Below are 23044 nucleotides of genomic sequence, written 5' to 3' on the forward strand. Positions count from 1 at the left end.
CACCTTTTCATTCTTTATGAAAATAACTCCCCAGTTATAGCATGTTAGTAATGAGATGATTTGCTGGTTCAAATATGTTGGTAATTTCCGCTGTTTGCAAGTCATAACGGTCAGTATTCTTGAAAAAGCAGTGTATATTCATGAATTGAGAGTTGTTGTTTCTTGTTTAAAATATTGTAATTCAGTGTGTTGTTTTGTGCAACTTAAAAACAAGGGATTCTTATGACTTAGAAGAAGTAGTCATTGCATTTTTTTCTACATTTAACCTAAACCATCTCTCCTTATGAAATCATTTCTTTTTTTAAGCTGTCTTTTACTTAGCATCCTACTGCACGCACAAGAATACACCGATGTTGATTTACAGACTTTGGGGGATGAGGAGTTGTTGGAATATTTCTCTAAAGTAGAATATGATTCTTTAAAAGCCGAGAGGGTTGCACGAGTTTATTTAGATCGAGGTCGAGAGCGTAAGGATACCATTATGATGGCTCGAGGCTATGATCGATTGGCGCAATCTTTTAGCCCGAGAACAAATATTAAATATGCAGATAGTCTTATTGCATTGACAAAGGATTTGGAGCATGTTACGTATCCTGGGATTGGGTATTTATGTTTGGGGGTTGAATACTCCAACTTAAATGATATAAAAAAATCAAACTTATTTTTTGAAAAAGCAATTGAAATCTCTAAAAAAAATAAAAATATTTCTCATGAGCTTTTTTCTCTATCATTTTTAGCTCTAAGCCATTCTTATTGGGGAAATGTTGATAACAGCATAGATTTACAAAAAGAGGCAGATTCAATAATTAATTCAAAGGATTACAAAAATCTTTTGTTGAAGACAACAAGAAAAAAAGCTGTTAGTAAAATTGATGAGTTTCTATTATTTGAAAGAATTGACTCTCAAATTAATTTGATTATCATTTATGTCAATTCAGGAAATATAGAAAAAGCAAAATTCCATTTAGAAAAAGCTATAAAATATGAAAAGAAATATTTTGGGGATTCAAAACTTAAACTATCTCTAACTATAAAACAATGTCTTATTGAAATTAACTATTATCAAGAAGATTTTTCAACTGCAAAAAAATATTGCGACTCTATAATTTTTCATAAAGATAAATTAAAAGATGGGGCCTACTTTGATGCTCTTTATTTTAAAGCTCTCTCTAATAAAAAAATTGGTTTATTAAGTGAATATAGAAAAGGTTTGGAAGATGCATTTAATTTTTATGTGAATAAAAAAATTGAATTTCTTCCATACAGACAAAGTTTATTTGTTGAATTATATAATAAATCAAAAAAGGAAAAAAAATATCTAGAACAAATTGAATATTTAAATATAATTATTAGTAATGATAGCATCATTAGACAAAATTCGATGCATTTTGATCATTTTTTCAGGGTGAATATAGAGAAACCAAATTTTCAAGAAGAAAAGAAATTGTTAGAGCAAAAACTCCGATATGAAGCAAATCAAGCTAGGAATAAAACATTTGTTATTGTTATAATAGCTTTTCTTTTATTATGTATTTCCGTATTTTATTTTGTTAAGCAAAAAGTATACAAACAACGCTACATAAAATTGGTTGCTAGTTTTGAAAATAACGAAGGAGTTATCAAGTTAAACTCAAATAAAGAAACGTTTAATGTTTCTCAAGAAGTAGTTGCCACAATTTTAGAGCGCTTAGAGTTATTTGAGCAAAATAAAAAGTACCTGTATCCTAAACTGTCTTTAAATACCTTAGCTAAGCAATTGCAAACCAACCCCAATTATTTGTCGCGAGTCATTAATTTAAAGCGTGAAAAGAATTTTTCGCAATATATTAACGAACTGCGAATCGATTATGCGCTAAAAGAACTGAAATTAAATACAAAGTTTCGAAAGTATTCTATCAAGGCCATTGCTGCCGAGTGTGGTTATAAAAATGCCACATCTTTTTCCAAAGCCTTCTATAAGCATACCGGTTTGTATCCTTCCTTTTATATTAAGCAGTTAGAAAAGGAGGTAAGTTAGTTTTATCGAAACAACTCTTTTATTTGTTCCCAAATAGAGCGTTTGCGACTTAAATCAGCTTCAAAGGCCACCATGTCATCACCTCGCATTTTGTTAAACAATTTTGCACGGGTGAGATATACCAAAGGTGCTATGATTAGCATAATAGGGAAGACCCACCAAATTTCAATCTCATCCAAAAATCTTATATCATCATTGAAAAAGGAGAATATTTGAAAAATATATGTAACCATTGGAACAATGAGGGCGTGGTACCACCAATGTTTACAAGTAAAAAACCATAATACTAAAAACAATAAAGGCACTACCTTACCAAATAAAATCCAAACTGAACTTTGTATAGAGCCCCAATTTTGACTGTTGTATGTACCTAAAAAAGTTTCCCATGTTTGAGTAACAGGGAAACTTTTATAAACGTATAATAAATAGGGTGATACAATTAATATCGCCGCAATAATACTACCCGTTAGTAGGTGGTTTGATGTTTTTTTGTTTGTCAATTTGCTGTTCTGTTTGGTCATTGTCTAGGTTCTCTGGGGTACAAGAAGTGGTGAATAAAAGAGTTCCAAAGATTGCTACGATACATGCATTTTTTAAAGTTTTCATACTTGAGGATTTTTGTTTATTAATTTTGTTTTGTAAGATTTACACTACAAATTAATGCTTAAATTAATCAAGTATGTTAATTAAGATTGCTGTATTTTTATAGGTTTTTTTAATATTATGGTGATTAATAGATTGTCCTATTTTTTATCTAAATAAATCTTTTAATTGATTTAAAAAGGTTCTATTTTCACTAAGCTCTTTTTCAAAGGCTTCTAGATCATTTCCACGAATCTTATTAAAAAGTTTTGCTCTAATTAAATAAACAAAGGGTACTACTATCATCATTAAAGGAATTATGTAAATTAATTCTAATGAATCAAGATTGTTACTTTCATTAATTACTCCCCATAATTGGAATGAGTACATAGCAATAGGTACTAAGAGAATCCAATGCCACCAATGCTTGCAAGTAAAAAACCATATTAACAATAAGTATAATGGAATTGCTTTACCGGTAAAGTACCAAGCAAAGGCATACCAATTTGGAAAACTGGTCTTTATATTAAAAAAAGAAGTTTCCCAAACATCACTATCTGGAAAACTTTCATAGGAATAAAATAAAAAAGGGGTAATGGAAATAAGAAAAACTAAAAGCCCCCCTACAAATAAACCTTTATTATCCGTTTTGGAGTGGTTTGAGTTTTTTATCGACTTGTTGTTCTGTTTGGTCATTGTCTAGGTTCTCAGGAGTGCAAGAAGTTGCAAATAATCCTACTGATACTACTGCTACGATACATAAATTCTTTAGGGTTTTCATACGTTTGTTTTTAGTGAGGTTTAATAAAAATTTGTGAGGTTATTACCACAAATCTATCACGAAAAAACGCATGTTGCTAAATTATGTTCGCCGTATCTTTCCAAGTTATTTTAATCTTAACATTTTGTTTGCTAAGAATTATTCAAAAAATTAAGAAATTTACTTGAAAATAGGCTGTTCTATGTATGTTTTCTTAGTTGTTCAATAAAAGGTTTAGGGTTGCTGTTCTTGTTCCATTGGCATTTGCTATTAGTTCAATTTTGTTACTATCTGTCGGTAATAAATTTTTAATTTTATCTGGCCACTCTATAAACGTATAGTGTCCGGCATCTAAATAATCTTCAATCCCAATATCAAATGCTTCCTCTTCACTGGTTAGCCTATAACAATCAAAATGGTACAATAGGGCGTCTTTAGCTTCATACTCGTTAACTATCGAGAATGTTGGACTACTCAGTGTTTCAGAAACACCAAGTTCTTTTGCCATTTGTTTGATGAGTGTTGTTTTGCCTACTCCCATATCTCCATAAAACAAAACTGTCTTATGGTCAAGCTGTTCCATAAGCTTGGAAGCGACTGCGGGAATCTCTGAGAGTGAATAGGTTATTTTCATATTTGGGATAACAAATATATCATTTTTTATGATTTTCAGTATCTTTTCCTCGATAAAAAACACATATTAGGAATATTCCTACCTTAAATCTTACTTTGGAGACAATGTTACAAAAGGTATCACCATTTCTTCTAAAGACACACCACCATGTTGGTAGGTATTTCTATAATAGCTTACATAATGGTTGTAATTATTTGGATATGCAAAGAATAAATCTCCCTTAGCAAAGATAAAAGAGCTGCTCATATTTATTTTAGGTAGGTGCACTGTAGCAGGGTTTTTTGCTGCCAAAACATCTTTGTTTTCGTAGGTAAGACTTTTACCTGTTTTGTATCTTAGATTTAAGCTAGTATTCTTGTCTCCAATTACTTTACTTGGGTTCTTCACGTTAATAGTACCATGATCGGTAGTAATCATTAATTTAAACCCTAGCTGTGCTGCTTGTTGTATAATATCCATTAAAGGAGAGTTCTTAAACCAACTCTGGGTTAAAGATCTGTAAGATTTGTCTGTAGATGCCAACTCTTTAATTACTTCCATTTCAGTTTTGGAATGGGAGAGGATATCCACAAAATTGTAAACAAGTACCGTTAAATCTTCATTTTTATGACTCTTGAAGTTCTCAGCAAGTTTTTTTCCTTGCTTCAAACTTGATATTTTGTGATAACTCCAGTCTAAGTTCAATCCAAGACGTTTTAACTGTGCCGCTAAAAATTTGTCTTCATACATGTTTTTTCCGCCTTCATCTGTGTCATTTAACCAGAGGTCTGGATGTAATTTCTCCATATCACTTGGCATTAAACCACTAAAAATAGCATTACGCGCATACTGTGTTGCCGTGGGTAAAATACCATAGTACATTTCTTCTTTGTTCTTCTTGTAACTATTGGCTACAAAAGGTTCAAAGGCTTTCCATTGATCATATCGTAAATTGTCTACGACTACTAATAGCGTTGGTGTTCCTTTTTTTAGCTCTGGTGCTACTTTATCTCTAAATAAGGTATAAGACATTGTTGGGGCGTCGATGCTTCCGTCAAAGCACTTAGGGTAGTTTTTGTCTATAAAACGACAAAATTGGTTGTTTGCTTCTGTTTTTTGGGATTCTAAAATCTCGAACATTCCCGTGTCTTCAATGCCTTCTAGTTCTAGTTCCCAATACACCAACTTTTGGTACATGTCTGCCCATTCTTCAAAACTATTGACCATGGATAAGTCCATAGCAATCTTACGAAACTCTTGTTGGTAATTTGAAGTGGTTTTTTCTGAAACCAATCTAGAATGATCTAAATTCTTTTTTAAGCTAAGGAGAATCTGATTCGGATTTACAGGCTTTATTAAATAATCTGCAATCTTAGAGCCAATGGCTTCTTCCATAATATACTCTTCTTCACTTTTGGTAATCATAACCACAGGAAGCGAGGCATTTATTTCTTTAATTTCGGCAAGGGTTTCAAGTCCTGTAAGCCCTGGCATGTTTTCATCCAAGAAAACAATATCGAATACAGTATTTCTTATCTCTTCAAGCGCTTCAGTACCGCTTTGGGCTTTTGTTACCTGATAGTTCTTTTTTTCTAAGAACATAATGTGTGGTTTCAATAAATCTATTTCGTCGTCTACCCAAAGTACTTTTATGTCGCTCATGTGCTATATGGTTTGCTACAAACGTAGCTTTAATTGTTGATACTGTATGTTTCTGAAATGTTATTTTCTTCTGAAATATGAGAAGATACTACTGCTTTAGATAATGATTGCTTAGTTTTGAATCTTAATACAAGCATAAACTTCAACACTTCAATTTGAAACCCTTGAATAAGAGTAACAAGCTTAAAATAGTTAACGATCCAATCTATGGTTTTATTACCATACCTAGTACGCTAATTTTTGATTTAATTGAGCATCCGTATTTTCAACGCCTTCGAAGAATTACACAAATGGGGATGTCTTACCTTGTGTATCCTGGAGCACATCATACACGTTTTCATCATGCGCTTGGTGCCATGTTTTTGATGCAAAAAGCGGTACAAGTGCTACGTTTTAAAGGTGTTAACATTTCCGAAGAAGAAAAAGAAGCATTGCTTATTGCTATTTTATTACATGATATTGGACATGGTCCTTTCTCCCATGCCATGGAACATAGCATTGTAGAAAACATAGCTCATGAAGAGATTTCGCTCCTTTTCATGAAGGAACTAAACACAACATTTAACGATAGATTAACACTAGCCATCACAATTTTCAACAACGAATACAATAGAAAATTTTTGCATCAGTTAATTTCTAGTCAGTTAGACATGGATCGCTTAGACTATCTAAGACGCGATAGTTTTTATACAGGCGTAAGTGAAGGTTCTGTAAATAGCGAACGTCTTATTGCGATGCTTAACGTGAAAGATGACAAACTAGTTGTAGAAGAAAAAGGTATTTACTCTGTAGAAAAATTTATTGTAGCGCGTAGATTAATGTATTGGCAAGTATACCTTCACAAAACTGGACTTGTGGCAGAACAATTGTTGATGCGTTTGTTAAAACGTGCCAAGGTGTTGACACACAATGGGGAGGCACTCCCTGCAAGTAATGCATTATACTATTTTTTAACAAATACTATTGAAACCAAAGATTTTGACACTGCTGTCTTGGCTCAATTTGCAAAGTTGGATGACTACGATATTGTTGGCGCCATGAAATCATGGCAATACCATGATGACTTTGTACTTAGAACCTTATCTAACATGCTGCTTAATAGAGATTTGTTGAAAATAAAGATGCACCAAACCCCAGTTTCGGCTCAGAAAATTTCAGAAAAAATTAAGGATGTCATGTCGCAATATAAACTCAGTCAAGAGGAAGCATCCTATTTTGTTTTTAGTGATACCATTTCAAATCAGGCCTATAGTATGGAAAAGGACACTATTAATTTACTAATGAAAAATGGGGCTATTGTAGATGTAGCAAGGGCTAGTGATCAATTAAATTTGGAAGCACTTTCAAAAAAAGTCACCAAATACTATCTCTGTTATCCTAAGACAGATTAATTGTACTTTTTTTCTATTTTTGTAATCATGAACAACGACCAATCAATCTATGAAGCAAATGCTATTCCTTCTAAGAATATGCACCTGTTAGAAACCCCTTTTATTTCATGAAATTTACAGCAAGCCAAATAGCAGGTATTCTAGAAGGTGAAGTAGATGGCGATGCTACTGTAGAAGTCTCTAAACTTGCAAAAATTGAAGAAGGGCAACCAGGAAGTTTAACCTTTTTGGCAAATCCTAAATACACTCCCTTTATATATACCACGCAAGCTTCTATTACCATTGTTGATAAAACGTTTGTAGTAGAACAGGAAATCGAAACCACATTGATACGTGTTGACAATGCCTATGAATCTTTTTCTAAATTGTTGGAATATTACAATCAGGTAAAAATGAATAAAACGGGCATAGAAGAACCCGTTTTTCTTTCCAAAAGTGCTTCGATAGGCGAGAACATCTACATTGGAGCATTTACATATGTTGGTGAAAATGTTATTATTGGAGATAATGTAAAAATTTATCCCAATGTATATATAGGAGATAATGTAACAATTGGAGATAATTGCGTCTTATTCGCAGGATCAAAATTGTATTCTGAAACTGAAGTAGGTCAAAACTGTGTCATTAACAGTGGTGTCATTTTAGGGGCAGACGGATTTGGTTTCTCACCAAACGAAAAAGGAGAATTTGTAAAAGTACCCCAAACTGGAAATGTTGTTATTGAAGATAATGTAGACATTGGTGCGGGAACAACCATAGATAGAGCAACATTAGGATCTACCATCATCCGAAAAGGAGTGAAACTAGATAACCAAATACAAATTGCTCATAATGTAGAAATTGGTGAGAATACTGTTATTGCTGCACAGACAGGAATTGCAGGTTCTACAAAAATTGGAAAATATTGTTTGATTGGCGGCCAAGTTGGTTTTGCAGGTCATTTAACGATAGGAAATAATGTACGTATACAAGCGCAAAGCGGTGTAGGTAGAAACATAAAAGACAACGAAACCATACAGGGCTCTCCATCTTTTAATTATGGAGATTTTAGTAAAAGCTATGTTCATTTTAGAAATTTACCTAAAATAATGAATCGCTTTGATGCCCTAGAAAAAAAAGTAAACAATGAGTGATTGCCTTGTGAAACAATGCACCCTTAAAGAAGAAGTAACCCTTACTGGTGTTGGTCTTCATACTGGTAAAGATGTAACCCTGACGTTTAAACCTGCTCCTGAAAACACAGGCTATGTGTTTAAGCGTGTCGATATGGAGGGAACACCTACCATCAAAGCAGATGCTAATTTTGTTACCAATACACAACGTGGTACCAATCTAGAACATAATGGGGTTACCATACAAACTTCAGAGCATGTGCTAGCTGCTTTAGTCGGACTTGAAGTTGATAACTGTATTTTAGAACTCGATGCCTCAGAACCTCCTATTATGGATGGATCATCTAAGTTTTTTGTAGAAGCCATAGAAAAAGCGGGGATTGTTGCACAGGATGCTGCTCGTGAAGAATATGTGGTGACCGAAGTAATTAATTACCTAGATGAAGAAACGGGTAGTGAAATTACCATCATCCCAGCAGATACGTATCAAGTGACTACCATGGTCGATTTTGGCACCAAAGTATTAGGAACTCAAAATGCTTCGATCAAGCATATTTCAGATTTTAAAACTGAAATATCCGACTCCAGAACCTTTAGTTTTTTACATGAAATAGAAATGTTATTAGATCACGGCCTTATTAAAGGGGGTGATTTAAACAATGCCATTGTCTATGTAGACAAAGAGCTTTCTGAAAAAACCATGGGGAAATTACGCCACGCCTTTGGGAAAGATAATATTTCAGTAAAACCAAATGGAATTTTAGACAACCTAACATTACACCATCCAAACGAAGCTGCACGTCATAAGTTATTAGACGTAATTGGCGACTTGGCTTTGATAGGAACACGTATTCGTGGTAAAGTAATTGCTAACAAACCTGGGCATTTTGTAAATACTCAGTTTGCTAAAAAGCTTTCAAAAATTATTAAAAACGAAAAACGTAATAATATTCCAAAATTTAATATCACTGCAACGCCCGTAAAAGACGTAAATGCGATTATGGAAATGTTGCCGCACAGACCACCTTTTTTGTTGGTTGATAAGATCATGGAGTTAAGTAGCACACACGTTATTGGACTTAAAAATGTCACCATGAATGAGCCTTACTTTGTGGGTCACTTTCCGGGTGCTCCCGTAATGCCTGGGGTTCTTATTGTTGAAGCAATGGCACAAACGGGTGGTATTTTGGCATTGAGCACAGTACCAGATCCAGAAAATTATTTGACATTCTTCATGAAAATAAACAATGCTAAGTTTAAGAGACAGGTAAATCCTGGTGATACCTTAGTATTTAAATTAGAGCTTATTACACCTATACGTCGTGGTATTGTTCATATGAAAGGAAATGCCTACGCCAATGATAAATTGGTGACCGAAGCCGAATTAATGGCACAGATTGTTAAAACAAAAAACATCTAGATGAACTGTATTGCTTGAATAGCATCCAAGTTAGATAATAGCACTACATTTTTGAAAGACAACTAATATAGAAAACAAATGAACCAACCACTTGCTTACGTACATCCCGGTGCTAAAATCGCCAAAAATGTAGTTATTGAGCCATTTACAACCATTCATAACAATGTTGTGATTGGAGAAGGAACCTGGATTGGTTCTAATGTCACTATCATGGAAGGGGCTCGTATTGGTAAAAATTGTAATATTTTTCCTGGTGCCGTAATTTCTGCCATTCCTCAAGATTTAAAATTTCAGGATGAAGAAACTACCGTAGAAATTGGAAATAATGTAACCATTCGTGAGTACGTAACAGTAAACAGAGGTACCGTAGATAGAGGAAAAACAGTTATTGGTAATAATTGTTTGATTATGGCCTATTGCCACATTGCACACGATTGTATCGTAGGCGATAATTGTATCTTCTCTAATAACAGTACCCTTGCGGGACATTGTACCGTAGGAGATTATGTAATATTAGCAGGTATGACTGCCGTGCATCAATTTTGTATGATTGGTAATCATGCCTTTGTAACTGGGGGATCTTTGGTTCGTAAAGATGTACCACCATACGTAAAAGCAGCAAGAGAGCCTTTATCTTATGTAGGTATCAACTCTATCGGACTAAGAAGAAGAGGTTTTGACTCAGAAAAAATTAGAGAAATTCAAGGGATTTATAGACTCTTGTATCAGAAAAACTATAACACATCTCAAGCGGCATCGATTATAGAAGCAGAAATGGAAGCCACTCCAGAGCGTGATGAGATATTGCAATTTATCAAAAACGCGAAACGAGGTATCATGAAAGGATATTTCAGCAATAATTAATCTGAAATATTAAATAATAATAGTGTGGAGAAAATAAAACTCAACACTTAAAACTCAACATTCAACACTAGCTTATGGCAACAACATCAGATATTAGAAACGGATTATGTATCAAGTATAATCATGACATTTATAAAGTAGTAGAATTTTTACACGTAAAGCCAGGTAAAGGACCTGCCTTTGTAAGAACCAAGCTTAAAAGTGTGACCAACGGTAAAGTAGTAGATAATACCTTTTCTGCAGGTCATAAATTAGAAGACGTTCGTGTAGAAACTCATAAATTTCAATTCTTGTACAATGACGGGGATTTCTACCACTTCATGAACCAAGAAGACTATTCTCAAATTCAATTAACTGAAGCAGCTCTAGATAAACCAGAGTTAATGAAAGAAGGAGAAGTGGTGACTGTGATTATCAATACAGAAGACAATGCACCATTGTCGGTAGACCTACCAGCAAGTGTGATTCTTGAAGTAACTGCTACAGAACCTGGTGTAAAAGGAAATACAGCCACCAATGCTACAAAACCAGCAACAGTAGAGACAGGAGCAACGGTAAATGTACCTCTGTTTATTAACGAAGGAGACAAAATAAAAGTAGAGACCGAAAAGGGTACGTATAAAGAACGTATTAAGGAGTAATTTTTTTACTATCATAAATTCCATCCCAACCTATGTCACAATACGTTGGGATTTTTTATATTTGGTAGCCCAAAACACAGGACATGAAATTTTCAACGCCACAAACACTTCAAAATATTGCAACTTTATTAGATTGCGATTTTGTTGGCGATGCTCATTTTCCTGTTTTGGGAATGAACGAAATTCATGTGGTACAACCTGGCGATATTGTATTTGTAGATCATCCTAAGTACTATGATAAAGCATTGGCATCTGCAGCAACCATTGTGCTCATAAACAAGAAAGTAGAGTGCCCACCTGGCAAAGCATTATTGATAAGCGATGAGCCGTTTAATGATTTTAATAAATTAACAAATCATTTCAATCCATTTCAACACGCAAGAGCAGCTATTGCTATAGATACCAAAATAGGTAAGAATACAGTCATTCAACCCAATGTGTTTATTGGAAATAATGTCATCATTGGTGATGATTGTTTGATCCATAGCAATGTGGCTATTTACGACAATACTGTCATAGGTAATGGTGTTACCATTCATGCTGGAACTGTTTTAGGTGGAGATGCTTTTTATTACAAAAACAGACCCGAGAAATTCGATAAACTCATAAGTGGCGGTAATGTTGTTATAGAAGACAATGTAGATTTAGGTGCGCTGTGTACCATAGATAAAGGAGTAACCGCATCTACCACCATTGGTGAAGGAACCAAAATAGACAATCAAGTACACGTAGGACACGACACAGTGATCGGAAAACGTTGCTTAATAGCCTCACAAGTAGGAATAGCTGGATGTGTTCTTATAGAAGACTTTGTAACTATTTGGGGGCAAGTTGGTATTACAAGTGGCGTCACAATTGGTGAAAAAGCTGTAATTTCGGCGCAAAGTGGTGTGAGTAAATCCCTAGAAGGGCACAAATCTTATTTTGGGACACCTGCAGACGAATTCAGAAAAAAATACAAAGAACTGGCAGCCATAAGGCTTATACCAGATATTATTGAAAAATTAGACAACCTATAATGAATAAAAGTGCAAAGCATATTGTTAAAAGCTTTTACAATGCAGATTTTGTAAGAGATACTGAGGCAATTAAAAAGTTTCTACATGATGAAGTAGAACTTGTCTGGAATAGTACAGATGGACTTACCATCATGGACTACAATGCTATTATAGATACCTTCAAAGAAATTAGCAGAACCTATCAAGAACTGCGAATCGAAGTAAGTCATGTTTTAGAAGATGATGATTACGTTACAATTAGGTATAAATATTATATCAGGACGATAGAAAATCCAGACGAAGAGCTCGGTATTGCACATTTTATAGCTATTTGGCAAGTGAAAGACGGTAAACTTTACCGCGGCCATCAGGTGAGTCAGCCAGTAATGAGCATGGATGATTCTAATGGTACGTACGACAAAGTAAAAGTGTAAACTTTATTGTAGTTCCCAAAACAAAAATAGTACCTTTGCAGCGTAATTATTTTATGGGTTATTCTGAAATTTTAGATGCCCAAAAATAGCTTGCAATAACACATTTTAAAAGATTAACATAGACAAAATAGATTCATGAGTGTTTTAGTAAATAAAGATTCAAAAATTATTGTTCAAGGATTTACAGGAAGTGAAGGAACATTTCACGCTGGTCAAATGATTGAATACGGTACCAATGTAGTAGGTGGTGTTACTCCAGGAAAAGGAGGACAAACGCATCTTGAAAGACCTGTTTTTAATACAGTTGCAGAAGCTGTAGAAAAGGTGGGAGCAGATACAACCATCATCTTTGTACCACCTGCATTTGCTGCAGACGCTATCATGGAAGCGGCCGATGCCGGAATAAAAGTAATCATTACAATAACTGAAGGTATTCCTGTAGGGGATATGATTAAAGCTGCAAACTATATCAATGATAGAGATTGCAGACTTATCGGACCAAACTGTCCAGGGGTTATTACGCCAGGAGAAGCAAAAGTGGGTATCATGCCAGGATTTGTATTCAAAAAAGGGAATGTAGGTATTGTCTCTAAATCTGGAACACTTACCTATGAAGCTGCAGATCAGGTTGTAAAACAAGGTCTTGGTATTACCACAGCTATTGGTATTGGTGGAGATCCAATTATTGGAACTACTACCAAAGAAGCTGTAGAATTACTAATCAACGATCCAGATACAGAAGCCGTGGTAATGATTGGTGAAATTGGAGGACAACTAGAAGCAGATGCTGCTAACTGGTACAAAGCTAGTGGAAGTAAAAAGCCAGTTGTTGGATTTATCGCTGGTGAAACGGCTCCAGCAGGAAGAACAATGGGGCACGCAGGTGCTATTGTTGGAGGTAGTGATGATACTGCACAAGCAAAAAAGAAAATCATGAGAGCTTGTGGAATTCACGTTGTAGATTCTCCAGCTGAAATTGGAAAAAAAGTTGCTGAAGTATTAGGTTAATTAATACCAAACTAAATATACTAAAGAGGTGCAATACAATTGCACCTCTTTTTTTTGCAGCATACTTTTTTTACTATGTACTTCATTTGTTAAAATTTAAATAATAGAACCAACTAGTTTACGTTAGATATGTACTTTTAAAGCAAAGAACTATAATTAATCAATCAAAAAATGAAACACGTAAAATTTTTCCTATTTATAAGCTGTATTGCTTGCTTTGTTGCATGTAAAAATAACTCAGATATCGCGAAGACTGGTTTTGCTGTAAATGAAGTAACAGATGCGAATGGCTATAGCTACGAAACGGTAGATAACGATCCTACTGGTTTGCGTTTGTATACCCTAGATAACGGACTTAAAGTATATTTGAGTCAGAATACAGACGAGCCAAAAATCCAAACCTACATCGCAGTGAGAGCGGGGTCTAACTATGATCCTAAAGAATCTACTGGACTTGCACATTATTTAGAGCACATGGTCTTTAAGGGTACTTCAAAAATTGGAACCATCGATTGGGAAAAAGAAAAAGAGTATCTAGATCAAATTGCGACGCTATATGAAGAGCATAGAGCAGAGCAAGATCCAGACAAGCGTTTGGCTTTGTATCGTAAAATTGATGAAGTGTCTCTAGAGGCTTCCAACTATTCTGTTGCCAATGAATACGACAAAATGATGACCTCATTAGGGGCGACGGGAACCAACGCACATACTTGGTTCGAAGAGACCATTTATAAAAACAAAATTCCAGCAAACGAATTAGATAAATGGTTATCCCTAGAAGAAGAACGTTTTAGTGAATTAGTATTGCGTTTATTTCATACAGAATTAGAAGCTGTTTTCGAAGAGTTCAACAGAGGACAAGACAACGATTTCAGAAAACGCTACGCTGCTATGTTGGAAGGATTATTTCCTAATCACCCGTACGGTCAACAAAAAACTATTGGAACTGCGGCGCACCTAAAGGCGCCTTCATTAATCGACATCAATAATTATTTCGACAAGTACTATGTGCCTAACAACATGGCAATGGTATTGGTAGGTGACTTTGAGTTTGACGAAACGATTCAAAAAGTGGCGAATACCTTCGGAAATTTGAAGCGCAAAGAGGTAGTGCATCCAGAATTACCTAAGGAAGCTCCGTTAACAGGAATTGTAAGCAACGAAGTATTTGGCCCAACTGCCGAAAGTATCTCCATCGCTTATAGAACCAACGCGGTTAACACAAAAGAAGAAAAGCTAGTACAGATGTGCGATATGATTCTTGCCAATGGAAATGCCGGACTTATTGATTTAAATTTAAACCAGAAACAGTTGGTACAACGTGCAGGCTGTACTACTACATTTCTAAACGATTATGGATACCATTCTTTTACAGGCACTCCAAAAGAGGGACAATCGCTTGACGAGGTAAAAACTTTGATTTTAGATCAGATAGAATTATTAAAACAAGGTGCTTTTGACGATTGGATGCTAGATGCAGTAATCAACGACATGAAAAAATCACAGTTACAGCAATACGAATACAGTACAGCTGTTGCTTCTGCATACTATGATGCCTTTATTCACAGAGTAGATTGGAAAGATAAAGTAGCATATCTAGACGGACTAAAAAAGATAACAAAAGAAGATGTTGTAGCTTTCGCAAATAGCTTTTACAAAGACAACTATGTAGTAACCTACAAAAGAAAAGGGGAGGACAAGAGTATTGTAAAAGTATCTAATCCGGGCATTACCCCTGTAAACTTAAATCGTGATAAGGCTTCAGAGTATATCACAGCCTTCAATACATTAGAATCTAAGCCTCTTGCGCCAAAATTTGTGGATTATGACGCAGAAATTAAGAAGACAGCAACAGATAGCGGGTTGGAAGTTTCCTATATAGAAAACGAAGCAAACGATTTATTTGATATGAATATCATTTTTGATATGGGTAGAGACCACAATAAAAAATTAGGTCTTGCTGTAGGATATTTAGAGTACTTAGGTACCGATACTTATTCTAATGAGGAATTGAAAAAAGAGTTCTACAAATTAGGAATCAATTATTATGTGAGTGCTGGAGGAGATCAGACTTATGTGGGTATGAGCGGACTTAAAGAAAACTTTGCCAAAGGGTTAGAATTACTTGAACATCTATGGAATAACGCAACACCAGATGCAGAAGCCTACTCGAAGTATGTAGAATCTATTGTTAAGGCTAGACAAAACAACAAAACCAGTAAAGGGAGTATTTTACGCTCTGGCTTATTGAATTATGCAAAATACGGTGAGAATTCTAGACTGCGTAATATCTATACTGTTGCAGAAATGCAAGCGATGGATCCTATGGAATTGGTTACGATTACAAAAGAAATTAAAGATTTCAAACAACGTGTTTTTTATTATGGTAAAGATATAGATGCAGCAGTTACAGCACTAAATAAGAATCACACAATTAAAGAGAACTTAAACGAATACCCACAGCCAGCCAAATATGCAGAGCTTGAAACAGGAGGAAATGTATACTTTGTGGATTACGATATGGTACAAAGTGAAATGATGTTCTTGGCAAAAGGCGCTCCTTTTTCTCCAGAAAACATGGCCGTTTCAACCTTGTTTAACACCTATTTTGGTTCTGGACTTTCTTCAATTGTATTCCAAGAAATTAGAGAATCTAAGTCCTTAGCATATTCTGCTTGGTCAAATTACAGTACGGCACGTAACAAAGAAGATTCAAATTATGTAATGGCATATATTGGGACACAAGCTAACAAAATGCCTGAGGCAGTAGAGGCAATGATGTCACTTATGAACAACATGCCTGAAGCAGAGGAGCAGTTTGAAGCAGCAAAAACTGCGGCGCTTAAAAAGCTAGCGGCACAACGTATCACGAAGTCTAATGTTTTTTGGAGTTATGAAAGACTACAAAGACTAGGGATTAACGAAGACAACAGAGAAGCTATGTACAATGCCATTAAAAACATGAAAATGGAAGACCTAAGAAATTTCTTTAATGATAATATCAAAGGACAAAAGTACAATGTGATGGTTGTTGGAAACAAAAATGATGTAGATATGGATGCGCTTGGTCAGTTAGGTGAAGTGTCTGAAATGGACATCGATTATTTGTTTAATTATGGAAAAGTAGAAGATGTAAAAATGTAAGGATCAGCCAGCTATTTTTATACAAAGCATGGACCCCATAAATTCTTATAATTTGTGGGGTTTTTTATTTCGCTTTGGGTATTGTTATTATTATATTTATCTTTTATTTAAATCAATACTATTTAAGATCAAAAACGAGTAGATATGAAGCTTTTAGAAGGAAAGACAGCTATTATTACAGGTGGAAGCCGAGGCATTGGTAAAGGAATTGTTGAAGTATTCGCGCAACATGGCGCCAATGTAGCATTCACGTATAATTCTTCTGCAGAAGCTGCAGAGGCATTAGCTGCCGAAGTATCACAAACTGGTGTGAAAGCAAAAGCCTATAAAAGCAATGCTGCTAGTTACGAAGAATCGCAAGAGCTTGCCAAGCAAGTACTAGAAGATTTTGGGAGTATTGATATACTAATCAACAACGCTGGTATTACCAAAGATAATTTGTTGATGCGTATGAGCGAAGATGACTTTGATAAAGTTGTAGAAGTAAACTTGAAGTCTGTGTTCAACATGACCAAAGCGGTACAACGCACCATGCTTAAACAACGCAAAGGCTCTATCATTAACATGAGTTCTGTGGTAGGAGTGAAGGGAAATGCTGGACAGACCAACTATGCAGCTTCAAAAGCGGGTATCATCGGTTTTTCTAAATCTGTAGCATTGGAATTAGGCTCTAGAGACATTCGTAGTAATGTCATTGCGCCTGGTTTTATAGAAACAGAAATGACTGGAAAACTAGATGCAGACACCGTACAAATGTGGCGCGATGCCATTCCACTAAAGCGCGGTGGTTCTCCAGAAGATATTGCCAATGCTTGTGTTTTCTTAGCAAGCGACTTGTCGAGTTATGTAACAGGTCAAGTCATCAACGTTGATGGCGGAATGCTTACTTAATGGTTCTGTTCGGAAATATTAGAACGTCATCCATCGTTAATTTACATTATTAATTGCCTCAAATTTGAACGCAGAAACCATTCTTTACATAGTTGTTGCAGCCGTTATCTCAATGATAGTAGCAGCATTCATGTATGGATATAAAACCAAGTATACAGGTAAATTGCGCTGGTTGTTTGGGGTATTGCGCTTCGTGACACTGTTTAGTATCTTGTTGCTTTTAATTAATCCGAAATTTGAGAGCGAGACCTATTCGTTCGAAAAACCGAAGCTTCCGGTCTTGATCGATAATTCTTCTTCCATTACGGCGCTCAATCAAAAAGAAAACGCTTTAAATATAGTTACTCAATTAAAAGACAATGAGGCGCTTAATGAAAAATTTGAAGTTTCGTATTTTACTTTTGGAACAAATTTTAAGCAATTAGATTCGTTGTCATTTGACGAAAAAAACACCAATATCTCTAAGGCATTCAGATCAACACAAGAAGTGTTTGAAACAGCAATTGCTCCAACCCTTCTTATTTCAGATGGAAATCAAACTTTAGGCACAGACTATGAATATTCAGTTGCGAAACTGAAACATCCTGTGTATCCTATTATTTTAGGGGATTCAATTAGGTATAGAGACCTTAAAATTGAACAATTAAATAGCAATCGCTATGCTTTTTTAAAGAATAAATTTCCGGTCGAAGCTGTACTGGTCTACAACGGGAAAGAAGCTATTTCTTCTCAATTTTTAATACGTCAAGGAAGTGCTGTAGTGTATCGAGAAGCGGTCTCTTTTTCTGAGACAAACAATGTACAAACAATCTCATTAACCCTTCCAGCATCTAAAGTTGGTTTACAACGTTATACTGCCAACCTAGTACCTTTAGACGATGAAAAAAATAAGATAAATAACAACAAACGTTTTGCCGTAGAGGTTATAGATCAGGCTACAAATGTGCTTATCGTGAGTAGTATACTGCATCCAGATTTAGGAATGCTCAAAAAATCGATTACTACCAATGAGCAACGCACGGTTACCTTTAAAAAACCACAAGAAGCTGCTGCTGTGATTAACGATTATCAGTTAGTAATTTTATACCAACCAGATCGCCAGTTTGCACCTGTATATCAGGAACTTAAAAAGCTCAATAAAAACAGCTTTGTTATCACGGGTACAGCAACAGATTGGAGCTATATTAACTCGGCGCAAGACTATTACGAAAAGGAAGTAACCAATCAAACAGAAGCAGCTACAGCCAACTTAAACCTCAATTACGGAACTTTTGCAATTGATCCCCTTGGCTTTTCCGACTTTCCACCATTGCAAACTAAATTTGGTGCGCTATCGGTAACCATTCCACATCAAACAGTATTAGAGCAAACTATAGATGGTATCTCTAGCAATACGCCCATGTTGGCAACCATGGAAATTAATGGCATGCGTCACGCAATTTGGGACGGGCAAGATTTATGGAAATGGCGCGCGCAATCGTATCTCAATAAAGAAAGCTTCGAAGATTTCGATAATTTTATTGGGAAAATGGTACAATACTTAGCGTCAAACAAACGCAGAAGTAGGCTAGAGGTAGACAGTAAAACTTTTTATTACAACAACAATCCCATTAAAATTTCGGCACAATACTTCGATAAAAGTTTTGTTTTCGACACCAGAGCTTCATTGTCTATCTCTGTTATAAACCAAGAGAGTAAGAAACGAGATGTCTTTCCGTTATTACTTAAAAATAATTATTACGAGGTTGATTTAAATAGTTTGGATGCAGGGTCTTATAGCTATACCATCTCTGTACGAGACGAGGAAGTGGCAAGAAGTAGCAGTTTTACCATTCTGCAATTCGATATCGAACAACAATTTTTAAATGCAAACATCGCTAAACTAGAGCGTTTGGCTACAAAAACAAAAGGAGTTGCTTTTTTTAGTAACGAAATAGACCAGTTGATCGACCAATTAGTGAATAATCAAAACTATACATCCATTCAAAAAAGCGAACAAAAAGTAGTACCTTTAATTGATTGGAGGTGGCTATTAGGCCTTATTGCTTTAAGCCTTGCGCTAGAATGGTTTATTAGAAAATTTAACGGACTCATATAAAAACAAACTCATGGAAAAATTACCAAAAATTGGCGTGCCTATTATTATTGCAGTAGTATTGGCCATTATTTTATTAGCAAAATCTGCCGTAACCATCGGTTCTGGAGAAGCAGGCGTATTATACAAAACATTCGATAAGGGTGTTGTTGTAGATGAACCACCACTAAGTGAAGGATTTCATATCATTGCACCTTGGAATAAAGTATATGTTTACGAAGTAAGACAGCAAGAATTATTTGAAAAAATGAAAGTGTTATCTTCTAATGGTCTAGAGATTCAAATTGATGCTTCTGCCTGGTACGAGCCAGTGTATAGTCAGTTAGGGAACTTACACCAATCACTAGGAGAAAACTACTTGGGTAGAGTAATTCAGCCTGCTATTCGTTCAGCAGCGCGTAGTGTTGTAGGTCGTTACACACCTGAGCAATTATACTCTAGTAAGCGTGATGCGATTCAAGATGAAATTTTTGCTGAAACTAAGAAAATCTTAGACAAGCAATACGTACAACTAAATGAAGTGTTGGTACGCGATGTAACTCTGCCAAATACTATTAAAGAAGCTATTGAGCGTAAGTTACGTCAAGAGCAAGAGTCTTTAGAGTACGAATTTAGATTAGTAACCGCATCTAAAGAGGCAGAAAAAGTACGTATTGAAGCACAAGGTAAGGCGGATGCCAACCGTATTTTAAGTGCTTCGTTAACAGATAAGATTCTACAAGACAAAGGGATTGATGCTACTTTAGAGTTAAGTCAGTCTCCAAACAGTAAAGTAATTGTAGTAGGAGGAAGCGACGGATTGCCTTTAATTTTGGGGAATAACTAAGGCTAGAATTATAAAAAATGTAAGAGCCGCTTCTTTTAAAGAAGCGGCTTTTTTAATTTTATTTTCTTCGTTTATAGAAAAAGAGAATTTTTGCCCAAAATTTATATTCCCAAATAGTAAAATATATCCATTAATTAACAGTACTTTTGCACGCTGAAAGCTAGCACTCTTTGTGGGGACTAAAATTTCAGCAAAAAAGCTATTAATTAACACATTACGTGTTTAGTACTTAGATTATGAAAGTTAAAAATATTGCAATTATTGCACACGTAGATCACGGTAAAACTACCTTGGTAGATAAAATCATGTATCACTGTCAGTTATTTCGTGAAAACGAGAATACTGGAGATTTAATCTTAGATAACAATGATTTAGAGCGTGAGCGTGGTATTACTATTACGTCAAAAAACGTTTCTGTAATTTATAAAGACACTAAAATTAATATCATTGATACCCCTGGTCACGCCGATTTTGGTGGAGAAGTAGAGCGTGTATTAAATATGGCAGATGGTGTTTGTTTATTGGTAGATGCCTTTGAAGGCCCAATGCCGCAAACACGTTTTGTATTGCAAAAAGCATTGGATCTTGGATTAAAGCCATGTGTGGTTGTAAACAAAGTAGATAAAGAAAACTGTACTCCAGAAGAGGTACATGAGAAAGTATTCGACTTAATGTTTGAGTTAGGTGCAGAAGAATGGCAGTTAGATTTCCCAACCGTTTATGGTTCGGCAAAGAACAACTGGATGAGTGATGACTGGAAAAAAGAAACCGACAACATCGAGCCATTATTAGATATGGTATTAGAGCATGTGCCTACACCAGAATTTGAAGAAGGTACACCACAGATGTTAATTACATCTTTAGATTTCTCTTCATTTACAGGACGAATTGCTATTGGACGTCTTCAAAGAGGAACGTTGAAAGAAAACATGCAAGTTGCACTAGTAAAACGTGACGGTACCATAAAGAAAACGAAAATTAAGGAGCTACATACCTTTGAAGGATTGGGGCGTAAGAAAGTTTCAGAAGTACAAACAGGTGATATTTGCGCCCTAGTAGGTCTTGAAGGTTTTGAAATTGGAGATACTGTTGCCGATTTAGAGAATCCAGAAGGATTACAAACCATTGCTATCGATGAGCCAACAATGAGTATGTTGTTTACCATTAACGATTCTCCTTTCTTCGGGAAGGATGGAAAGTTTGTTACCTCTCGTCATATTAAAGACAGATTGACTAAAGAATTAGAGAAGAATCTTGCTTTACGAGTTGAAGAAACAGGTAGTGCAGATAAATTTTTGGTGTTTGGTCGTGGTGTATTACACTTATCGGTTTTAATTGAAACGATGCGTCGTGAAGGATACGAACTTCAAATTGGACAGCCACAGGTAATTATTAAAGAAATTGATGGTGTAAAATGTGAGCCAGTTGAGGAGTTAACCATTGACCTTCCAGAAACCGTAAGTGGGACTGCTGTAAACATGGTAACCATCCGTAAAGGTGAAATGGTATCAATGGAGGCAAAAGGCGATCGAATGATTTGTCAATTCATGATTCCTTCTCGTGGTATTATTGGTTTACGCAACCAGTTACTAACGGCTACGGCTGGTGAGGCAATTATGACACACCGTTTTGTGGAGTACCAACCTTTAAAAGGAGGTATTCCTGAACGTCAAAATGGATCCTTAGTATCTATGGAGAATGGAAATGCGATTCCTTATTCTATCGATAAATTACAAGATAGAGGTCGTTTCTTTGTAAATCCAGGTGAAGATATCTATGAAGGACAAGTAATTGGTGAGAACACACGCCAAGATGATATGGAAGTAAACATTACGAAGACAAAAAAGTTAAGTAATGTACGTTCTAGTGGGGCAGATGACAAAGCTAAGATTGTTCCTGCAATTAAATTCTCTTTAGAAGAAGCATTAGAATATATCCAAAAAGATGAGTACGTAGAAGTAACCCCAAATAACTTACGTTTACGTAAAGTCTTTTTAAAGGCGGTTGACAGAAAACGTAATAAGACCGTATAGTTTTTATTCGGAAATAGTATAAAACAAAAACGCTTTAGAGAAATCTAAAGCGTTTTTTATGATTGATGATACTATCTATAAGCGCAGCGGTCTTTTTTATAATCTTATTTCCATAGCTATATCTTCACTAGCTACTTCAAATTTTAAATCAGTCCACATTGGAGGTCCAAAATTCATGACATTATTAGAAGCACCGTAATTTTCTAGAGGCATTCCGTTTAATTGAAAATCCATTTTATTGTTATCATTCTTATCATGAAAGATTACAATACCGTATGTTCCAGGCTCGATATCTTTAAATGTTACAACTGCTTTTCCATCTTTAATCTCTCCATTTAATCCTTTAATAGGAATTGATTTTATAAAACTTTCTTCGTTGTGTAAACCTATTACTATTTTTCCTTGTGTAGAGTTAGTCGGCACTGTTACGGTTATTTCAGAACCATTTGTTGAAGTTGTTGCTACTGTGTCTACTTGAGCGTTCATTATAAACGTTACGATACTTAATGCGATGGTGATAATTGTTTTCATAATATAAAGTTTTAAAGTTGAT

22 protein-coding genes are annotated in these 23044 nt (G+C 35.3%); 14 read left to right on the forward strand and 8 right to left on the reverse strand.

Annotation, left to right across the window (positions count from 1 at the left end; all coding sequences use genetic code 11):
- Positions 1-283 precede the first annotated feature (283 nt).
- Positions 284-2017 carry a helix-turn-helix domain-containing protein gene (locus ACY2RS_RS02925; RefSeq protein WP_490097114.1) on the forward strand — a complete coding sequence of 578 codons (1734 nt, stop codon included), beginning with the start codon at positions 284-286 and terminating at the stop codon, positions 2015-2017.
- A gap of 2 nt (positions 2018-2019) precedes the next feature.
- On the opposite strand, the gene ACY2RS_RS02930 is transcribed toward ACY2RS_RS02925, so the two are convergent.
- From ACY2RS_RS02930 to porX, 6 genes are all read right to left on the reverse strand, one after another.
- Positions 2020-2250: a hypothetical protein gene (locus tag ACY2RS_RS02930; protein ID WP_490097115.1), complete on the reverse strand. Its 231-nt coding sequence runs from the start codon at positions 2248-2250 to the stop codon at positions 2020-2022.
- Between the two features lie 226 nt (positions 2251-2476).
- Positions 2477-2623 (reverse strand): hypothetical protein, encoded by a 147-nt coding sequence (locus ACY2RS_RS02935; protein ID WP_490097116.1) that lies wholly within the window; start codon positions 2621-2623, stop codon positions 2477-2479.
- Positions 2624-2767: 144 nt separating this feature from the next.
- A complete protein-coding gene (locus ACY2RS_RS02940) occupies positions 2768-3295 on the reverse strand; it encodes a hypothetical protein (protein ID WP_490097117.1) in 528 nt (175 codons plus the stop codon).
- Positions 3240-3380 carry a hypothetical protein gene (locus ACY2RS_RS02945; RefSeq protein WP_490097118.1) on the reverse strand — a complete coding sequence of 47 codons (141 nt, stop codon included), beginning with the start codon at positions 3378-3380 and terminating at the stop codon, positions 3240-3242. Before ACY2RS_RS02945 ends, ACY2RS_RS02940 begins: the two co-directional genes overlap by 56 nt.
- A 193-nt stretch (positions 3381-3573) precedes the next feature.
- Entirely contained in the window at positions 3574-3993 is a 420-nt protein-coding gene (tsaE, locus tag ACY2RS_RS02950) for a tRNA (adenosine(37)-N6)-threonylcarbamoyltransferase complex ATPase subunit type 1 TsaE (RefSeq protein WP_490097119.1), read from the reverse strand.
- Between the two features lie 90 nt (positions 3994-4083).
- Entirely contained in the window at positions 4084-5634 is a 1551-nt protein-coding gene (gene porX, locus ACY2RS_RS02955) for a T9SS response regulator signal transducer PorX (protein WP_490097120.1), read from the reverse strand.
- A gap of 164 nt (positions 5635-5798) precedes the next feature.
- Here porX and ACY2RS_RS02960 point away from each other — a divergent pair, with 164 nt between their 5' ends.
- From ACY2RS_RS02960 to ACY2RS_RS03015, 12 genes are all read left to right on the forward strand, one after another.
- Positions 5799-7025, forward strand: a complete 1227-nt coding sequence (locus ACY2RS_RS02960; RefSeq protein WP_490097498.1) for an HD domain-containing protein — start codon at positions 5799-5801, stop codon at positions 7023-7025.
- Between the two features lie 107 nt (positions 7026-7132).
- Positions 7133-8158: a UDP-3-O-(3-hydroxymyristoyl)glucosamine N-acyltransferase gene (lpxD, locus tag ACY2RS_RS02965; protein ID WP_490097121.1), complete on the forward strand. Its 1026-nt coding sequence runs from the start codon at positions 7133-7135 to the stop codon at positions 8156-8158.
- Positions 8151-9557, forward strand: coding sequence for a bifunctional UDP-3-O-[3-hydroxymyristoyl] N-acetylglucosamine deacetylase/3-hydroxyacyl-ACP dehydratase (locus tag ACY2RS_RS02970; protein ID WP_490097122.1), 1407 nt, complete (start codon positions 8151-8153; stop codon positions 9555-9557). The genes lpxD and ACY2RS_RS02970 overlap by 8 nt, the downstream gene beginning before the upstream one ends.
- A gap of 78 nt (positions 9558-9635) precedes the next feature.
- The gene (gene lpxA / locus ACY2RS_RS02975) at positions 9636-10421 is read left to right on the forward strand and encodes an acyl-ACP--UDP-N-acetylglucosamine O-acyltransferase (protein ID WP_490097123.1); all 786 of its coding nucleotides are present in this window, start codon (positions 9636-9638) and stop codon (positions 10419-10421) included.
- Between the two features lie 74 nt (positions 10422-10495).
- On the forward strand, positions 10496-11062 hold the full coding sequence (gene efp / locus ACY2RS_RS02980) for an elongation factor P (RefSeq protein WP_490097124.1): 567 nt from the start codon (positions 10496-10498) through the stop codon (positions 11060-11062).
- An 83-nt stretch (positions 11063-11145) separates the two neighbouring features.
- A complete protein-coding gene (locus ACY2RS_RS02985) occupies positions 11146-12081 on the forward strand; it encodes a UDP-3-O-(3-hydroxymyristoyl)glucosamine N-acyltransferase (RefSeq protein WP_490097125.1) in 936 nt (311 codons plus the stop codon).
- Entirely contained in the window at positions 12081-12494 is a 414-nt protein-coding gene (locus ACY2RS_RS02990) for a nuclear transport factor 2 family protein (RefSeq protein WP_490097126.1), read from the forward strand. The genes ACY2RS_RS02985 and ACY2RS_RS02990 overlap by 1 nt, the downstream gene beginning before the upstream one ends.
- A 135-nt stretch (positions 12495-12629) precedes the next feature.
- Positions 12630-13502, forward strand: a complete 873-nt coding sequence (sucD, locus tag ACY2RS_RS02995; protein ID WP_490097127.1) for a succinate--CoA ligase subunit alpha — start codon at positions 12630-12632, stop codon at positions 13500-13502.
- Positions 13503-13673: 171 nt separating this feature from the next.
- Complete coding sequence (locus ACY2RS_RS03000; protein ID WP_490097128.1) at positions 13674-16646, forward strand: M16 family metallopeptidase; 2973 nt, start codon at positions 13674-13676, stop codon at positions 16644-16646.
- A gap of 144 nt (positions 16647-16790) precedes the next feature.
- A complete protein-coding gene (gene fabG / locus ACY2RS_RS03005; protein WP_490097129.1) occupies positions 16791-17537 on the forward strand; it encodes a 3-oxoacyl-[acyl-carrier-protein] reductase in 747 nt (248 codons plus the stop codon).
- A gap of 64 nt (positions 17538-17601) precedes the next feature.
- Positions 17602-19635 carry a vWA domain-containing protein gene (locus tag ACY2RS_RS03010; RefSeq protein WP_490097130.1) on the forward strand — a complete coding sequence of 678 codons (2034 nt, stop codon included), beginning with the start codon at positions 17602-17604 and terminating at the stop codon, positions 19633-19635.
- A gap of 10 nt (positions 19636-19645) precedes the next feature.
- Positions 19646-20458, forward strand: coding sequence for a prohibitin family protein (locus ACY2RS_RS03015; RefSeq protein ID WP_490097131.1), 813 nt, complete (start codon positions 19646-19648; stop codon positions 20456-20458).
- Here ACY2RS_RS03015 and ACY2RS_RS03020 read toward each other — a convergent pair.
- Positions 20438-20671 (reverse strand): hypothetical protein, encoded by a 234-nt coding sequence (locus ACY2RS_RS03020; RefSeq protein WP_490097132.1) that lies wholly within the window; start codon positions 20669-20671, stop codon positions 20438-20440. The two genes, ACY2RS_RS03015 and ACY2RS_RS03020, sit on opposite strands and share 21 nt — an antisense overlap.
- Positions 20672-20694: 23 nt before the next feature.
- Here ACY2RS_RS03020 and typA point away from each other — a divergent pair, with 23 nt between their 5' ends.
- Positions 20695-22491: a translational GTPase TypA gene (typA, locus tag ACY2RS_RS03025; RefSeq protein WP_490097133.1), complete on the forward strand. Its 1797-nt coding sequence runs from the start codon at positions 20695-20697 to the stop codon at positions 22489-22491.
- Between the two features lie 96 nt (positions 22492-22587).
- Here the strand turns inward: typA and ACY2RS_RS03030 are convergent, their stop codons facing one another.
- A complete protein-coding gene (locus ACY2RS_RS03030) occupies positions 22588-23022 on the reverse strand; it encodes a DUF2141 domain-containing protein (protein ID WP_490097134.1) in 435 nt (144 codons plus the stop codon).
- Positions 23023-23044 lie beyond the last annotated feature (22 nt).

This window comes from Patiriisocius sp. 208BN25-11 (assembly GCF_058147145.1).

What these genes read in the sequence shown, in the direction of transcription:
- sucD (WP_490097127.1), top strand. Translation starts at nt 12,630, where the DNA reads ATGAGTGTTTTAGTAAATAAAGATTCAAAAATTATTGTTCAAGGATTT.
- ACY2RS_RS03000 (WP_490097128.1), top strand. Translation starts at nt 13,674, where the DNA reads ATGAAACACGTAAAATTTTTCCTATTTATAAGCTGTATTGCTTGCTTT.
- ACY2RS_RS02925 (WP_490097114.1), top strand. Translation starts at nt 284, where the DNA reads ATGAAATCATTTCTTTTTTTAAGCTGTCTTTTACTTAGCATCCTACTG.
- ACY2RS_RS02990 (WP_490097126.1), top strand. Translation starts at nt 12,081, where the DNA reads ATGAATAAAAGTGCAAAGCATATTGTTAAAAGCTTTTACAATGCAGAT.
- ACY2RS_RS03015 (WP_490097131.1), top strand. Translation starts at nt 19,646, where the DNA reads ATGGAAAAATTACCAAAAATTGGCGTGCCTATTATTATTGCAGTAGTA.
- porX (WP_490097120.1), bottom strand. Translation starts at nt 5,634, where the DNA reads ATGAGCGACATAAAAGTACTTTGGGTAGACGACGAAATAGATTTATTG.
- tsaE (WP_490097119.1), bottom strand. Translation starts at nt 3,993, where the DNA reads ATGAAAATAACCTATTCACTCTCAGAGATTCCCGCAGTCGCTTCCAAG.
- lpxD (WP_490097121.1), top strand. Translation starts at nt 7,133, where the DNA reads ATGAAATTTACAGCAAGCCAAATAGCAGGTATTCTAGAAGGTGAAGTA.
- ACY2RS_RS03030 (WP_490097134.1), bottom strand. Translation starts at nt 23,022, where the DNA reads ATGAAAACAATTATCACCATCGCATTAAGTATCGTAACGTTTATAATG.
- efp (WP_490097124.1), top strand. Translation starts at nt 10,496, where the DNA reads ATGGCAACAACATCAGATATTAGAAACGGATTATGTATCAAGTATAAT.
- lpxA (WP_490097123.1), top strand. Translation starts at nt 9,636, where the DNA reads ATGAACCAACCACTTGCTTACGTACATCCCGGTGCTAAAATCGCCAAA.
- typA (WP_490097133.1), top strand. Translation starts at nt 20,695, where the DNA reads ATGAAAGTTAAAAATATTGCAATTATTGCACACGTAGATCACGGTAAA.
- fabG (WP_490097129.1), top strand. Translation starts at nt 16,791, where the DNA reads ATGAAGCTTTTAGAAGGAAAGACAGCTATTATTACAGGTGGAAGCCGA.
- ACY2RS_RS02970 (WP_490097122.1), top strand. Translation starts at nt 8,151, where the DNA reads ATGAGTGATTGCCTTGTGAAACAATGCACCCTTAAAGAAGAAGTAACC.
- ACY2RS_RS02935 (WP_490097116.1), bottom strand. Translation starts at nt 2,623, where the DNA reads ATGAAAACTTTAAAAAATGCATGTATCGTAGCAATCTTTGGAACTCTT.
- ACY2RS_RS02940 (WP_490097117.1), bottom strand. Translation starts at nt 3,295, where the DNA reads ATGACCAAACAGAACAACAAGTCGATAAAAAACTCAAACCACTCCAAA.
- ACY2RS_RS02930 (WP_490097115.1), bottom strand. Translation starts at nt 2,250, where the DNA reads ATGGTTACATATATTTTTCAAATATTCTCCTTTTTCAATGATGATATA.
- ACY2RS_RS02985 (WP_490097125.1), top strand. Translation starts at nt 11,146, where the DNA reads ATGAAATTTTCAACGCCACAAACACTTCAAAATATTGCAACTTTATTA.
- ACY2RS_RS02945 (WP_490097118.1), bottom strand. Translation starts at nt 3,380, where the DNA reads ATGAAAACCCTAAAGAATTTATGTATCGTAGCAGTAGTATCAGTAGGA.